At 65.6% G+C, this 14,610-nt stretch carries 14 protein-coding genes; 10 read left to right on the plus strand and 4 right to left on the minus strand.

Annotation, left to right across the window (positions count from 1 at the left end; all coding sequences use genetic code 11):
• Nucleotides 1-158 precede the first annotated feature (158 nt).
• Both Q1M07_RS18025 and Q1M07_RS18030 read left to right on the plus strand, forming a co-directional pair.
• Entirely contained in the window at nt 159-584 is a 426-nt protein-coding gene (locus Q1M07_RS18025) for a tetratricopeptide repeat protein (RefSeq protein ID WP_300456357.1), read from the plus strand.
• Nucleotides 585-634: 50 nt separating this feature from the next.
• On the plus strand, nt 635-2,038 hold the full coding sequence (locus Q1M07_RS18030) for an alpha/beta hydrolase (protein ID WP_300456360.1): 1,404 nt from the start codon (nt 635-637) through the stop codon (nt 2,036-2,038).
• A 53-nt stretch (nt 2,039-2,091) separates the two neighbouring features.
• On the opposite strand, the gene Q1M07_RS18035 is transcribed toward Q1M07_RS18030, so the two are convergent.
• Genes Q1M07_RS18035 through Q1M07_RS18045 form a run of 3 tightly spaced genes read right to left on the minus strand, consistent with a single transcriptional unit; the run spans nt 2,092 to nt 4,087 of the window.
• Nucleotides 2,092-2,463 carry a cytochrome b5-like heme/steroid binding domain-containing protein gene (locus Q1M07_RS18035; protein ID WP_300456692.1) on the minus strand — a complete coding sequence of 124 codons (372 nt, stop codon included), beginning with the start codon at nt 2,461-2,463 and terminating at the stop codon, nt 2,092-2,094.
• Complete coding sequence (locus Q1M07_RS18040; protein WP_300456363.1) at nt 2,460-3,713, minus strand: ferric reductase-like transmembrane domain-containing protein; 1,254 nt, start codon at nt 3,711-3,713, stop codon at nt 2,460-2,462. The genes Q1M07_RS18035 and Q1M07_RS18040 overlap by 4 nt, the downstream gene beginning before the upstream one ends.
• Before the next feature lie 20 nt (nt 3,714-3,733).
• The gene (locus Q1M07_RS18045; protein ID WP_300456366.1) at nt 3,734-4,087 is read right to left on the minus strand and encodes a hypothetical protein; all 354 of its coding nucleotides are present in this window, start codon (nt 4,085-4,087) and stop codon (nt 3,734-3,736) included.
• A 197-nt stretch (nt 4,088-4,284) separates the two neighbouring features.
• On the opposite strand from Q1M07_RS18045, the gene Q1M07_RS18050 reads away from it, so the two are divergent.
• Nucleotides 4,285-5,001, plus strand: a complete 717-nt coding sequence (locus tag Q1M07_RS18050) for a hypothetical protein (protein ID WP_300456369.1) — start codon at nt 4,285-4,287, stop codon at nt 4,999-5,001.
• Nucleotides 5,002-5,192: 191 nt separating this feature from the next.
• Here Q1M07_RS18050 and arsB read toward each other — a convergent pair whose 3' ends face one another.
• On the minus strand, nt 5,193-6,251 hold the full coding sequence (arsB, locus tag Q1M07_RS18055) for an ACR3 family arsenite efflux transporter (protein ID WP_300456371.1): 1,059 nt from the start codon (nt 6,249-6,251) through the stop codon (nt 5,193-5,195).
• A gap of 133 nt (nt 6,252-6,384) precedes the next feature.
• Here arsB and lexA point away from each other — a divergent pair, with 133 nt between their 5' ends.
• From lexA to glgC, 7 genes are all read left to right on the plus strand, one after another.
• Entirely contained in the window at nt 6,385-6,987 is a 603-nt protein-coding gene (lexA, locus tag Q1M07_RS18060) for a transcriptional repressor LexA (RefSeq protein WP_300456374.1), read from the plus strand.
• A 19-nt stretch (nt 6,988-7,006) separates the two neighbouring features.
• Nucleotides 7,007-7,714 (plus strand): translesion DNA synthesis-associated protein ImuA, encoded by a 708-nt coding sequence (imuA, locus tag Q1M07_RS18065; protein WP_300456376.1) that lies wholly within the window; start codon nt 7,007-7,009, stop codon nt 7,712-7,714.
• Nucleotides 7,647-9,128, plus strand: a complete 1,482-nt coding sequence (locus tag Q1M07_RS18070; RefSeq protein ID WP_300456379.1) for a DNA polymerase Y family protein — start codon at nt 7,647-7,649, stop codon at nt 9,126-9,128. Before imuA ends, Q1M07_RS18070 begins: the two co-directional genes overlap by 68 nt.
• 89 nt (nt 9,129-9,217) lie before the next feature.
• A complete protein-coding gene (locus Q1M07_RS18075; RefSeq protein ID WP_300456382.1) occupies nt 9,218-9,652 on the plus strand; it encodes a hemerythrin family protein in 435 nt (144 codons plus the stop codon).
• A gap of 294 nt (nt 9,653-9,946) precedes the next feature.
• Nucleotides 9,947-11,578, plus strand: coding sequence for a glucose-6-phosphate isomerase (gene pgi / locus Q1M07_RS18080; protein ID WP_300456385.1), 1,632 nt, complete (start codon nt 9,947-9,949; stop codon nt 11,576-11,578).
• A gap of 54 nt (nt 11,579-11,632) precedes the next feature.
• Nucleotides 11,633-13,276, plus strand: coding sequence for an alpha-D-glucose phosphate-specific phosphoglucomutase (locus tag Q1M07_RS18085; RefSeq protein WP_300456388.1), 1,644 nt, complete (start codon nt 11,633-11,635; stop codon nt 13,274-13,276).
• A 62-nt stretch (nt 13,277-13,338) separates the two neighbouring features.
• On the plus strand, nt 13,339-14,607 hold the full coding sequence (gene glgC / locus Q1M07_RS18090; protein ID WP_300456391.1) for a glucose-1-phosphate adenylyltransferase: 1,269 nt from the start codon (nt 13,339-13,341) through the stop codon (nt 14,605-14,607).
• Nucleotides 14,608-14,610: the final 3 nt, after the last annotated feature.

Below are 14,610 nucleotides of genomic sequence, written 5' to 3' on the forward strand. Positions count from 1 at the left end.
CGATCAATGAGCGCCAGGGCAACGAGCACGGCGCGGCGATCACCTACCACCAGCTCGGCATCGTAGCCCAGGAGCGGCGCTACTTCGCGGCGGCCGAGGACTGGTACCGCAAGTCGCTGGCGATCAAGGAGCGCTAGGGCAACGAGCACGGCGCGGCGATGACCTACCACCAGCTCGGCATCGTTGCCCAGGAGCGGCGCGACTTCGCGGCGGCCGAGGACTGGTACCGCCAGTCGCTGGCGATCAAGGAGCGCCAGGGCAGCGAGCACAGCGCGGCGAGTACCTACGGCCAGCTTGGCAGCCTGGCCTTGGAACGGCGCGACTTCGCGGCGGCCGAGGACTGGTACCGCAAGGCGCTGGCGATCTTCGAGCGCCAAGGCGACGAGCACGGCGCGGCGATGACCTACCACCAGCTCGGCAGGGTCGCCGAGGAGCGGCGCGACTTCGCGGCGGCCGAGGGCTGGTACCGCAAGTCGCTGGCGATCTTCGAGCGCGTGGGCAACGAGCACTCCGCGGCGATCGCTCGGGGATCGCTCGAACGCCTCGACGCACTTCGCCAAGCCGGGGATGGAGGCACTTCATGACTGAACTCGAATCCAGAATCGAGGCCCTTGGCAGCGAACAGGCGATCGCTTTGCTGCGACGTTTCGTTCGCGCGATGCCGACGCCCGCCGCCGCGCCAGGTTTCGCGCCAGCGCAGGCCGACGCGCTGTTCAAGACGCTGTCGGTGGCGGCTGACAGCGTCGACCGGCCGTCCGAAGGCGAGCTCGCGCGGTCGGCGCTGCGTGTCCTCGCGAGCGACGATCGCTTCCGCGACGCGCTCGCGGCGCTGCTGGCGCAGGCGGAACCGATGCGCCGCTTCGCCCCCGGCGGCGAGCGCTTGGAAACCGCCGATGTGCTGGCCGTGCTGGAAACCCAACTGGCGCCGGCCGGCCCGCCCGCCGCTGCCGGCGACGCGGACGGCGGCCGTCGTGAGGGCCGGCACGGTCTCGTGCGCGGCCTCGCCCGCCAACTCGCGGCCTACGCCGGCTTCGCGCCGGCGGCTCCGCAAGCGGACGCCGAGTACCGCGTCTGGTACGCGACCAGCCGCACACCGCTCGACGCGACCAAGCCCGCGCTCGGTTTCGGCGTCGAGCGCGACAGCCGGATTCACTACGGCAGTTGCCGGGTGTTCGTCCCGCGTTCGCACCAGGTCGGCGCCCTCGGCTCCCCCTGGTGGAAGCGTCTCGTCACCTTCACCGACGACCGCTTGCGCCTGCTCGCCGTCGACGCGGCGAACGCCGAGACCTTCTGGCGGCAGCTCGGCGAGCACTTGCGGCAGAGCCCGGTGGACGAGCGCGACGCGGTCGTCTTCATCCACGGCTTCAACGTCGACTTCGAGGAGGCCGCGCTGCGCGCCGCGCAGATCGGCTTCGATCTCCAGATCCGGGGGGCGATGGCCTTCTACAGTTGGGCCTCGCGCGGACGAGTGGCGAGCTACCTGGCCGACGAGGCCGCCATCGAGCTGGACGAAGACCCGATCGCCGATTTTCTGTGCGACTTCGCGTTGCGCAGCGGCGCCAGCCGGGTGCATCTGATCGCGCACAGCATGGGCAACCGTGCCGTCCTGCGCGCCGTGCACAGGATCGCCGACGAGGCCCGGCGGCGCGTCGATGTGCGCTTCGGGCAGATCATGCTCGCCGCCGCCGACGTCGATGCGCGTCAGTTCCTGCAGCGCTGCGCCGCCTATCCGCGGCTCGCGCAGCGCACGACGCTGTACGTCTCCAGTCGCGATGCGGCGGTCGAGGCTTCGCGCTGGCTGCACGACTACCCGCGCGCCGGACTCATGCCGCCGGTCACCATCGCGCCCGGCATCGACACGGTGAACGCCGTCAACGCCGATCTGACGCTGCTCGGGCATGGCTACGTCGCCGAAGCCCGCGACGTGATCTGCGACATGCACGCGCTGATCCGCCACGGCGCGGCGCCGGAGCGCCGCTTCGGCCTGCGCGCGGTGGCGACCGAGCGCGGCGAGCGGTACTGGCTGATCGGCGCTTGATCGCCGGCGCGCCGCGCACCGGCGGCGCGCCGGTCAGGGCCGGTCAGGGCCGGTCAGGGCCGGTCGGCCGCCAGACGGCCGATGCGATACCTGGCCAGCAGTTCGTCGGCCTGGGCGGAATGCGGGCGGCCCTTGTTCTTGGTCTCGTAGGCTTCGGTCGCTTCCTTGCCGCACCAGGGCAGGACGACGCCCGGGCGCGACGGGTGCTCGGGAAGATAGGCGCTGACATCGTACACTTGGCCGCGAATCGCCATCCAGCAGTCGTCGGGAAGCGCGTGTCTGGCCAGCTCGGCCGGCGCAAACGACCGCTCGGCGAGCGCCGTGCCCGTCTCGTCGGCCGCCGGCCACCAGCGGCCGGCGGCCCAGAAGGCCGCCACCAGGAGCCAGAAAAGCGCCGTTGCCAGGACATACAGGCGGCGCATCAGCGGAACCCGAAGTTCTCGAAGTGGATGTGGCGGGGCCGGATGCCGCGTTCGCGCAGCACCTGCCGGACGGCGTCGATCATGGCCGGCGGCCCGCACAGATAGCATTCGATGCCGGCCAGGGCGGGCGCGGCCGGCAGCAGGGCGGCGAGGTCCGGCGGCTCGTTGCCGGTGGCCAGCGCGTGCAAGGTCAGTTGGCGGTCGCTCTCGGCCAGGGCGCGGATCTCCTGCAGAAAAGCGGCGTCCGCGGCGCGGCGATGGAGGTAGACGAGTGTCGTCGGCTGGCCGAGCGGTCCGGCCCGCAGCAGGGCGAGGAAAGGCGTGATGCCGATGCCGCCGGCCAGCCACAGTTGCGGCGCCGCGGGCCGGTCGGCGAGAAAGGTGCCGAAGGCGCCATGCACCCGTGCCAGGACGCCCGATTCGACGCTCTGCAGGCGCCGGGTGCAGTCGCCCAGGGCTTTGACGCCGATCCGGATCAGGCCGCCGGCGGCGATCGAACTGACGGTGAAGGGGTGGAATTCGCCACAGCCGCGGAAGGTCGGCCCGGCGAAGAAGGCGACCAGAACGAACTGTCCCGGCGTCGCGGCAATGGGTTCGGCAAGCGGCTGGAGGACGATCTCGACCATTCCTTCGGCGACCGGCGCCGCCGACTGCACGACGTACGGCCGGGCGGCAAGCCCGAAATCCTCGCGGATCAGTCGCCAGCCGAGAAACAGCGCGGCCAGTGCGAGGATCGGCAGGACCGGCTCTTCGATGCCGAGCTGCCGCAGATGCAGCAGGCCGACGAGAACGCCGACGCCGAGCGAGACGTGCCGCCGGCGCCAGCTTCGATACGGCAGGTGACTGGCGAAGGTGGCGGCCAGGCCGAGCATCAGCAAGAGCAGCGACAGCCAGCCCAGCCAGACCGGCCAGCCCTGGCTGAAGGGCGACAGCGTCTGCCAGGCCAGCGCGGGAGACGTCGGCCAGGCGTCGACAGCGAGTGCCAGCGGATGCGCCAGCAACAGGATATAGGCCGCGACGCCGACCCGGTGATGCCACTGGTACATCCTTTCCAGTCCGCCCAGCCAGCGGGACAGCCAGGTCTCGCGCAGCATCAGCAGCAGGCTGGCGAGCAACAGGCCGCAACCGGCCCAGCCGAGGACGATGCCCAGGCCGCGCGCCACCGAGAGATCCTCGGGAAAGGCCCAATACACCGGGGTGGTGCAGGCGACCAGGACGAGCAGCGGAATCGCTAGCCGGCGGAGGAGGGTCATGAGGACGGCTTGGCGCAGGATCAGTCGGCCGCTGGGCGGGGGTCATTCGCCGGTTGCAGGTGGGCGCAGATGTCCCGCCTTCCCGGCGGCAAGTCCAGGCCGCGCTGGCGGGCGCGTTCCGCCATGCGCTGGTGGTGCGCCACCTGGTAGTTGTGGCATTCCTCGTAAGTCTTGAAGCCGCGGATGGTCGCCTGATGTTCGACCCGTTCTTCCGGCGTCATGAGCTGCCAGCCGCGGGTGTTTCCCTCGCTCGCCCGCACCGGGCCGCGCGCCTGCGCGGTGGCGGCCAGCGCGAGCAGCAGGACGATCAATAGCCCGCTCTGGCGGGGCTCTCGCCATTCCCGGTGCGCCGAACGGCGCTGGTTCTCATCCATGGTGTGCCTAGGTAACGAGCTTCTCCGGCGAAGCATGGGTCAAGTATATCGTCAGCGCCGAACGAACTCGTTCGGCAGGCGCCGCACAGGCGCCAATATTCCACTTCGGGAACGCCGGCCCAAGCGCTTGCCTTGTCGGATAATTTTAAAGCGACCACTTCGGCCATCCTCGGACAACAGACGAATCAACGATCTGCGTGGGTGGCATCGGTATTGCTTTCGCCGCCCGGTCAGCCGTTGTCTCTAAACCAAGTCGAAAAAAGGGGGGTGTCATGAATTTTGCGCGCGCATGCTTTGTGGTGGCGACGGTCATTGCCTGCGGCTCTGCCGCCGCACTGCCAACGCAAGTCGACTCGATCAATGGCGGGGCGTCGCCCGTCGCAGGCACCGACTGGTCAGCGGCGGAAGCCGGATGGTTGTATTCGCCGACCGAATCCTACTCGTTGTCCGAGGTCAAGACGCGCTTTGCGTCGATCGATAGTCGTACCGTAGTGCTGGAGATTTGGGACGGAGCACCTTTGAACGGCGGTCATTTGCTCGGCAGCGCCTCGACCAGCATCACCGGGCAGCCGTTCGAAACGTGGTCGTTCGCCGACCTGGATCTACAGACAGGCGAGGACTATTTCGTCGGTTTTCGAAACATTTCCGGATTCGGCGTCAACTTCACAAGAGACGCGGGTGCGACCCACCTTGGCCGCTACTACTTCTCTTTCGACAATACGGGTGCCTATGAGAGGGAAGTCGTCTCCTCGACCATTTCGGGAGCGCAGCCCATTCTGCGGTTTGCCGGAACGCGCGCCGTTCCGGAACCGGCGTCCAGCTTCCTGACGGCGCTCGCCGTGGCTCTCATGCTCGTCCAGGTGGGCAAGCGGGCGGCAGGACGAACGCTCGCCGCTCACCGCCGCCTTCCATGATCGAGGCTCTCCGCCCAAGAACCCGGATCGCCGGGATGGCGTAGTCCGGCAGTCCGCCGCCGGCGTGGAGCGGCCGTTGCGGGAGGATGTGGCCGCACGTGGCCGCGGCATTAAGGTCGGCAGCGATGTCGACGCGGCGCCGCGGCTGGCCGGCAAGAACGCCAGCCAGCCGGCGTTACCTGGGCAGGCGTTCACGCGGTGCGGTCTTCGGAGGCGAAATAGCGCTTCTCGAACCACAGCGAAGCCCTCACCAGACCGATCATCACGGGCACCTCGACCAGCGGGCCGACGACGGCCGCGAAGGCGACGCCGGAATCGATGCCATAAACGGCGACGGCGACGGCGATCGCCAGCTCGAAGTTGTTGCTCGCCGCGGTGAACGACAGGGTGGCGCATTTCCCGTAGCCGGCGCCGGCCTGCTTGCTCATGAGGAAGGACACCAGAAACATGAGCACGAAGTAGAGCAGCAGAGGGACGGCGATGCGCAGCACGTCGAGCGGGATGGTGACGATCAGCTTGCCTTTGAGGCTGAACATGACGACGATGGTGAAGAGCAGGGCAAGCAGGGTGAGCGGTCCGATCTTCGGGACGAACCGTTCGTGGTACCACTGCTTCGAGACGAAGCGCAGCATGAGCACTCGCGTCAGCACCCCGGCGACGCAGGGAATTCCCAGGTAGATGAAGACGCTCTCGGCAATCTGGCCGATCGAGACATCGACCACCGAACCCGAGAGCCCGAACATGGGCGGCAGTACGGTCACGAACAGCCAGGCATAGGCGCTGTAGAACAGGACCTGAAAAATCGAGTTGAAAGCGACGAGACCGGCCGCGTACTCGGTCGACCCCCTGGCGATTTCGTTCCAGACGATCACCATGGCGATGCAGCGGGCCAGCCCGATCAGGATCAGCCCCACCATGTATTCGGGCTTGTCCGGCAGGAAGATGACCGCCAGCGCGAACATCAGCAGCGGCCCGACGACCCAGTTCTGAAGCAGCGACAGAGCGAGAACCTTCCGGTCGACGAAGACATCCGGCAGTTCCTCGTAGCGCACTTTGGCGAAGGGCGGGTACATCATCAGGATGAGGCCCAACGCGATCGGCAGGTTGGTCGTTCCGACCCGGAAGGAATCGATCCGCTCCTCGATGCCCGGAACGTAAAAGCCCAGACCGACGCCAATGGCCATGGCGGCAAAAATCCAGATCGTCAAATACCTGTCGAGGAAAGACAGTTTTCGGGTAACGGCGCTCATTTCGTACCTCTGCTGCGATGCGGCAATTGTCGCATCTTGCGCCTCCGCTTCCCACTCATTCGGAGATCCTGCCCCTTGCTTTTTTATCTTTGACTGTATGAAAATACAGAAATCGACCATGGAGGGCAAGATCATGCTCAAGCTTACGCCGCGGCAACAGGAAATACTCGACTTCATTCGCCAGACGCTGGAGGCGCTCGGCGCGCCACCGACGCGGGCCGAAATCGCCAACGCTTTCGGCTTTGCTTCGCACAATGCGGCTGAGGAGCACCTCCGGGCGCTGGCCAAGAAGGGCGCCATTTTGCTCGAACCGGGCTCGGCGCGCGGTATCCGGCTGGTCGAACAACTCGGTCTGCCCTTGATCGGCAGTGTCGCGGCCGGTAGCCCGATTCTGGCCATGGAAAACATTCAGCGCCGTTATGCGCTCGATAGCAGCCTGTTTCGGCCACGCGCCGATTTCCTGTTGCGCGTTCGCGGTCTGTCGATGATCGACGCCGGCATTCTCGATGGCGACCTGCTCGCCGTGCATCGCAGCAGAGAGGCGCGCAACGGCCAGATCGTCGTCGCCAGGCTCGACGAAGAGGTGACGGTCAAGCGCTTCCGTCAGCAGGGCAGCGTGATCGAGCTCATCGCCGAGAACCCCGATTTCGCGCCCATCGTCGTTGACACGAACACGCGGACCTTGGCCATCGAAGGGATTGCCGTCGGCTTGATCCGCGACAGCGAAGCGATGTAGAGGTGGCCGGGCTTTCCGCATGCGTCCATCACCGATGCTCTCGCAAATCCTCGAACGCGCCGACGTCTGGCGCGGTGACGACCTTGCCAGAGCGCCGCTACCCGGGGTATCGACGGGTTTTGCCGAACTCGATCGTGAGTTGCCCGGTGGCGGCTGGCCACGCGCTTGTCTGACCGAGCTTTTGCCGGTACGGCACGGAATGGGCGAACTGAGCCTCTTGCTCCCGGCCTTGGCACGCCTGTCGAGTGATGAACTGGCCTGGCTGGTTTGCGTCGCCCCACCGCACCCACTCTATGCGCCGGCCTTGCAGGCGGCCGGCGTCGATCTGTCACGCCTGCTGGTCGCCAGTGCTCCCGGCCGCGACGCTGCCTGGGCTTGTGAGCGCGCTCTGGCTACCGAAGGCGTTGGCGCCGTCGTCGCCTGGCTGCCCGACGCCCAGGCGAGTCTGCTTCGCCGCCTGCAACTTGCTGCCGAGGCCAGCCGTATGCTGTTGTTCGTCTTCCGTCCGCCGGATTGCGCCGGCCAGCCCTCGCCGGCGCCGCTGCGTCTGCTGCTCGAAACGGCGGGTGAGCAATTCGTCGTCCGCCTGCTCAAGCGCCGTGGCGGCGCCCAGCCCGTACCGCTGCCGCTTGCCGTTCACCGCCCCTTGCCCCTGAGTCATGCTCTGGCTTGCCCTGCATCTGCCGAACTTGTCGCTCGAAGTCCTTGCCAGCCGCTCATCGCCTAGTGCCGTCGTCAGCCATGAACGTATCGTCGTGGCCGACGATGTCGCCGCCGCATCAGGCGTCCTGCCCGGATTGCGACTGGCCGAGGCGTGGGGCTTGTTGCCCGCTTTGGCCATTCAGGAACGCGCTGCCGCGCGCGAGCAGGCCGCCTTGGCTCGGCTCGCCTGCTGGGCCGGCACTTTCACTTCCGAAGTCTGCGTTCTGCCACCACAAACGCTGCTGCTCGAGGTAAGCGGGTCGCTACGCCTCTTCGGCGGCACCGCGCTTTTGTTCGAGCGCATCGTTCGCGCTTGCGCCGAGCAGGGCTTCGCGCCGCGGGCAGCGCTGGCGCCGACGCCGCTCGCCGCACAGTGGCTGGCGTTGGCCGGCGATGCAAAACCCTGCCTGGTCAGCGCTCAGTTACCGCATCGCCTCGCCAGGCTGCCGCTGACGGTGCTCGGCCTGTCGGCACAGCAGCAACTCCGTCTGGCGAGCTTTGGTGTGCGTTCGTTGGCTGATGTATTGCGTCTGCCGCGCGCCGGTCTGACGCGCCGCCTCGGTTCCGGCTTGGCCACTGACCTGGCACGCGCGCTCGGCGAGTTGCCGGATCCGCGACCGCGCTTCGTTTTTCCGGAACGTTTCGTCGAGCGGCTGGAATTGCCGGTACGGGTGGAAAATGCCATGGCCATCGGTTTCGCCGGACGCTGCCTGATCGATGCCTTGTGCGGCTGGCTGGCTGTCCGTGGTGCAGGCGTCAGTGAATGCTTTTTCGAGTTCGACCACGAGCGTGGCGTGCGACAGCGACCGGCCACCGTTCTGGCGCTCGGCTTTGCCGCGGCGACGCGCAGTGCCGGGCGGATCAGGCGCGTGTTCGGCGAGCGCCTGCAAGGGCTCGCACTGCCGGCGGCTGTCGAGCGGATCACTTTGCGGGCCGAGGCGCCGGCCGCGCTGCCGAGCCGTACCGGGAGCCTGTTCGGCCAGCAGGGCGAAAGTGCCGGCGGCGATTCGTTGGCAGCGCTGGTCGAAGGTCTGCAGGCGCGCCTCGGGAGTGGCCGTGTGCATGCTTTGTCGGTGCTTGCCGAGCATCGTCCGGAGAATGCTTCACGGGCCATCCCTCCCCGCTTGCCGGCAGGAGAAAAGTTCCCGGCCAGACGGCCCGCAGCCGTCCAGCGGGACGCGCTGCCCGGCCCGCGTCCGCTTTGGCTCCTCGCCAGACCGCAGATCTTGCGCGAGGTGGCCGGTCGGCCGCAATGTGGCGGCCCTCTGCGATTGCTTGCCGGCCCCGAGCGCATTGAGAGTGGTTGGTGGGACGAAGCCGAGCGCGGTGCGCTCGGCGATGTGCGGCGCGACTATTTCGTCGCCGTCTCCCCGCGTGCCGAATGGCTATGGGTCTTCCGCAGCCAGATCGGATGGTTCCTGCATGGCGTATTCGCCTGAGCGTGGCCTGATTTTACTGGAATTCTTCGGTCCCTCTTTTTATACTGTAGCCATTGAAAGAATTCCACGTTTTCCTGGAGGGCTTTGTCATGGAGGTCAGTCTTGCTGGTGTCTTGCCGGAGGCCCTGCTGATTGATCTGCCTGAAATCGATACCCAGCACGAAGAGATTTTTCGTCGTGTCGAGTCCCTCAAGGTCGCCTGCTACGGTAGTGGGCCGGCTCCTTTCGACGGCTTCCAGAGCCTGCTCGACTACGTGCAGCACCATTTCGCGACCGAAGAGCGTGTGGCCCGGGAAGCCGGGGCGGAGTTCGCCGAGCACGCCAAAGTGCACCGGGAAAACCTGCGCGTGCTACGCCGGGCGCTCGGCGAGGTAAAGCGTGGCAGGCGCGATGTGCACTCCTTTTTGCGCTATGCCGAATATTGGTTCGAGCGTCACATCAACGAGGAGGACAAGCCTTTCGCCGCCAGCGTGCGGGCATGTCGGCTCGAGGCTGCCGATCGGCAGTCGGTGGCCAGTCTTTGACTTCAATCGACCAGGCCGACCAGTACTCTTTGCTTTTCTTCGCCATCCCTGCCTCGCTCGGTCGGCCGGGTGCCAACAGTGTGCAAACCGTGATCCGCATAGCTCCGCAACCAAGGTCCGAAACGGCTCGGGAATGGCTCCCGGGATGGCCGTCGAGCATTCTTTTTTGCGTTCTGCCGAGCATTCTGGCAAGCTGACAACCGGAACAGCATATCTCGTCATATTTCGTCTCCAGCCCTCTCCTGCAGCCATTTTCGAATGGCCTGATCCTTCATCAACGAGCTTTGACCGACCATGAACATCACCGCCTCAACCGCCTGGAAGGCTATTGAAGCGCACCGGCTGTCGTCTTCGCCTGTGCATCTGAGAGAAATGTTTGCCCGCGATCCAGGGCGTGCCAACTCGCTCTCGCTGAGCTTCGACGGAATCCTCTACGATTTCTCGAAGCAGCGCGTCGATTCGACGACGCTGCAGTTGCTGACCGCGTTGGCGCACGAGGCGCGGCTCGAGGAGTGGACGCAGCGGATGTTCGGCGGCGAACGGATCAATGCCAGCGAAGACCGGGCGGTGCTCCATGTCGCTCTGCGGCGGGCGAACGGGCCTTTCCCGGCCGGCGATCTGGACGTCATGCCGGAGGTTCTCGCGACGCGCCAGCGCATGGCCGCTTTCGCCGACAACATCCGTTCCGGCAACGCCTTCGGCTTTACTGGCATGCCGATCCGCAATGTCGTCAACATCGGCATCGGCGGCTCCGATCTCGGCCCCAAGATGGTCGGTTACGCCTTGCGCTCGATCTCTCATCCAGCGCTCGGCGTGCACTATGTTTCCAATCTCGATGGTGCCCAACTGGCGCCGCTCCTGCAGACGCTCGATCCGCGTACGACACTGTTCCTCGTCGCCAGCAAGACCTTCACCACGCAGGAGACGATGCTCAACGCGCAGACCGCGCGCGGCTGGCTGGTCGCCAACCTCGGCGACGCGGCGGTGGGCAACCACTTTGCCGCGCTGACCGCCAAACCACAGCGCGCCGTCGAATTCGGCATTCGCGAGGAGGCGGTGTTTCCGCTCTGGGATTGGGTCGGAGGGCGTTTCTCGCTGTGGTCGGCCGTTGGCTTGGCGCTCATGATCGCCATCGGTCCGCATGCCTTTGCTGATCTGCTCGCCGGTGCCCAGCGCATGGACGAGCATTTTCTCAGCACGCCCTATGAGCGCAACCTGCCGGTGGTGATGGCCCTGATCGGCATCTGGAACACCAATTTCCTGGGCGCGACGAGCAATGCGGTGCTGCCCTACAACGAGTCGCTGAAGTACTTTCCGTCGTTCCTGCAGCAACTCGAGATGGAGAGCAACGGCAAGGCGGTGGGGATCGATGGCCAGCCGCTGGCCTGTGCGTCGAATCCCATCGTGTGGGGAGAACTCGGCAACAATGGGCAGCACGCGTTTTTCCAGCTCCTCCATCAGGGTGGGCGACTCGTGCCTTGCGATTTCATCGCGGCCGTACGTTCCGACTATCCTTTGCCCGGGCATCAGGAAGCCTTGCTCGCCAACTGTTTCGCGCAGAGTGCCGCGCTCGCTTTCGGCAAGACGATCGACGAGGCGCGCAATGAACTCAGTCGGACGATGTCGCCGGCAGCGCTGGCCGAACTCCTGCCACATAAGGTGTTTCCCGGTAATCAGCCGTCGTCGACCTTGTTGCTGTCGCGACTCGATCCGCAAACGATTGGCGCACTGGTCGCCCTGTACGAGCACAAGGTATTCGTTCAGGGCGTCATCTGGGGGCTCAATTCTTTCGACCAGTGGGGAGTCGAGTTGGGCAAGGCTGTCGCCAACAGCATACTGCCGGCGATCGGCGACCCGGCGCTGGCGGAAAAGCTCGACACTTCGACGCGCCAGTTGCTGGCTTTCAGCCGGCAACATCTGGCATGAGCCCGTAGCGCTCGGTCGGCGATCCAGAAAACTCCATTTGTCACGAGGCATAAGATGAGCATCAAGGTGATCAGCGTTCCCAGCACGCCTTACTCAGGCCAGAAGCCGGGGACATCCGGGTTACGGAAGAAGGTCGCGGTTTTTTGCCAGCCGCGCTATCTCGAGAATTTCGTACAGGCCATCTTCGACACGCTGTCGGGCCAGCAGGGGCAAACCCTGGTCCTCGGTGGCGACGGTCGTTACTACAACGATGTGGCCATCCAGACCATCCTGCGCATGGCGGCGGCGGCCGGTTTCGGCCGTGTTCTCGTCGGTCGTGACGGTATTCTGTCCACCCCGGCGGCGAGCGCCGTGATCCGCAAATGGCAGGCTTTCGGCGGCATCATCCTGTCCGCCAGTCACAACGAGGGTGGCCCGAAGGGTGATTTCGGAATCAAGTACAACCTCGGCAACGGCGGGCCGGCGAACGAGGCCTTCACCGACGCCGTTTATCGGCGCACGCAGGAGATCAGCGCCTATCGCACCGTCGAGTCGCCCGACATCGATCTGGCGCACATCGGCGAGACCGTCATTGGCGAAATGATCGTCAGCGTCATCGATCCGGTGGCCGACTACGCCGAGCTTCTCGAATCCCTGTTCGACTTCGATCGCATTGCCGGCCTGCTGGCGCGCCCGGACTTTCGCATGCGTTTCGACGCCATGCACGCGGTCACCGGCCCCTATGCGCGAGCTATTCTCGAAACCCGCCTCGGTGCCCCTGCCGGCACGGTGGTCAACGGAACGCCGCTGCCGGATTTCGGTGGCGGTCACCCGGATCCCAACCCGGTCTGGGCGGCCGACCTCGTCGCGGCGCTGGCCGACAGCCGCTCTGGCCTGTCGTTCGGCGCTGCTTCGGACGGCGACGGCGACCGCAACATGATTGTCGGTCGCAATTTCGTCGTCAGCCCGAGCGACAGCCTGGCCGTCCTGGCCGCCAACCACGCGCTGATTCCGGCCTATGCCGGGGGTCTGGCGGGAGTCGCGCGCTCGATGCCGACGAGTTGTGCCGTAGACCGCGTGGCGAAGGAACTCGGCATTGCCTGCTACGAAACGCCGACTGGCTGGAAATACTTCGGATCGCTGCTCGATGCCGGAATGGCGACGCTGTGCGGCGAGGAAAGCGCCGGCACGGGTTCCAACCACGTGCGCGAGAAGGATGGCCTGTGGGCGGTCCTTTACTGGCTCAACATTCTGGCCGTGCGCGACTTGCCGGCCGACGTGATCGTGCGTGAACACTGGCGTCGTTTCGGGCGCAACGTCTATTCGCGCCACGATTACGAGGCGATCGAGACGGCGAAAGCGGACCTTCTGATGGCAGAACTACGGGCACGCCTGCCGCAACTGCCCGGCTCGCTGAGCAACGGGCTGGCGATCGCGGCAGCCGATGATTTCGCCTATACCGACCCGGTCGATGGCTCACGTTCGGAGCGCCAGGGAGTGCGCATCCTGCTCGACGATGGCTCGCGGGTGGTATTCCGGCTGTCCGGAACGGGTACCGAAGGCGCGACTTTGCGCGTCTACCTCGAACGCTTCGTTGGCGACTCCAGCCAGCACGAAGTGCCGACGCAAGAGGCACTGGAGCCGCTCGTCGGCCTGGCCGATACGATTGCACGGATTGCTTCGATCACCGGGAGAAAGGGCCCCGACGTGATCAGTTAGGACGTGGTGACACCAGGTGGCGCCGCCAGATGCGATGAAACGAGTTCATAGGGGATACGAAAATGGTTGACAGGAAGACATTCCAATTGCCGCGCAAGGCGATTGCCCTGGTCCTTGCTGGCGGTCGTGGCAGCCGGTTGCACGAGTTGACGGATCGGCGCGCCAAGCCGGCGGTCCATTTTGGCGGCAAGTTCCGGATTATCGATTTCGCTTTGTCGAACTGTGTCAACTCGCAGATCCGGCGCGTCGGTGTGGTGACGCAGTACAAGTCGCACAGCCTCCTGCGCCACCTGCAGCGGGGCTGGAACTTCCTGCACGGCGAGGTGAACGAATTCGTTGACCTGCTGCCGGCGCAGCAGCGGGTGGACGAGGAATCGTGGTACCGGGGTACGGCCGACGCGGTCTACCAGAATATCGACATCCTCGAAACCTATCGGCCGGCACCAGAGTTTGTCGTGATTCTGGCCGGTGACCACGTCTACAAGATGAACTACGCGGTGATGCTGGTCGACCATGTCGAGAGCGGCGCCGAGTGCACCGTCGCCTGCATCGAGGTACCGCGCCGGGAGGCGAGCGGTTTTGGCGTGATGGCCGTCGATGACAGTGGCCTGATCACCGATTTTGTCGAAAAACCTGCCGATCCGCCGGCGATGCCGGGCAATCCGGACATGGCGATGTGCAGCATGGGTGTTTACGTGTTCAACGCCAAGTACCTGTACGCCGAACTCGCGCGCGACATCATGGACCCGACGTCGAGTCACGATTTCGGCAAGGACATCATCCCGCGTGCGGTGGCCAACCGGGTCGCTGTCGCTCATCCCTTCTCCCGCAGTTGCATCGTTGCTCCGGACGAGCAGTTCAGGGAGCATTACTGGCGCGACGCCGGGACGATCGATGCCTACTGGGACGCCAATATCGATCTCACGGCCACCGTTCCGGCGCTCAACCTCTACGACCGCAACTGGCCGGTGTGGACGTATCAGCAACAACTGCCGCCTGCCAAATTCGTGCATAACCATCTCGACCGGCGCGGCAATGCCATCGAGTCTACGGTCTCCAGCGGTTGCATCGTTTCCGGTGAGGTCAATCGCTCACTGCTGTTTTCGAGTTGCCGTGTCCATTCCTATGCCCGGGTGAACCTGTCGGTGTTGCTGCCCGACACGACCGTCGGAACGAGAGCGCGCCTGACGCGCTGCGTCGTCGATAGCGATTGCGACATCCCGCCGGGAATGGTCGTCGGCGAAGATCCGGATGACGATGCGCGTCGCTTCCGCCGTACCGACAGCGGCGTGACGCTGATCACCCGCAAGATGCTCGAGCGGATCAACTGACCC

The sequence above is a fragment of the Accumulibacter sp. genome (genome assembly GCF_029255285.1).
Lineage (GTDB): Bacteria > Pseudomonadota > Gammaproteobacteria > Burkholderiales > Rhodocyclaceae > Accumulibacter.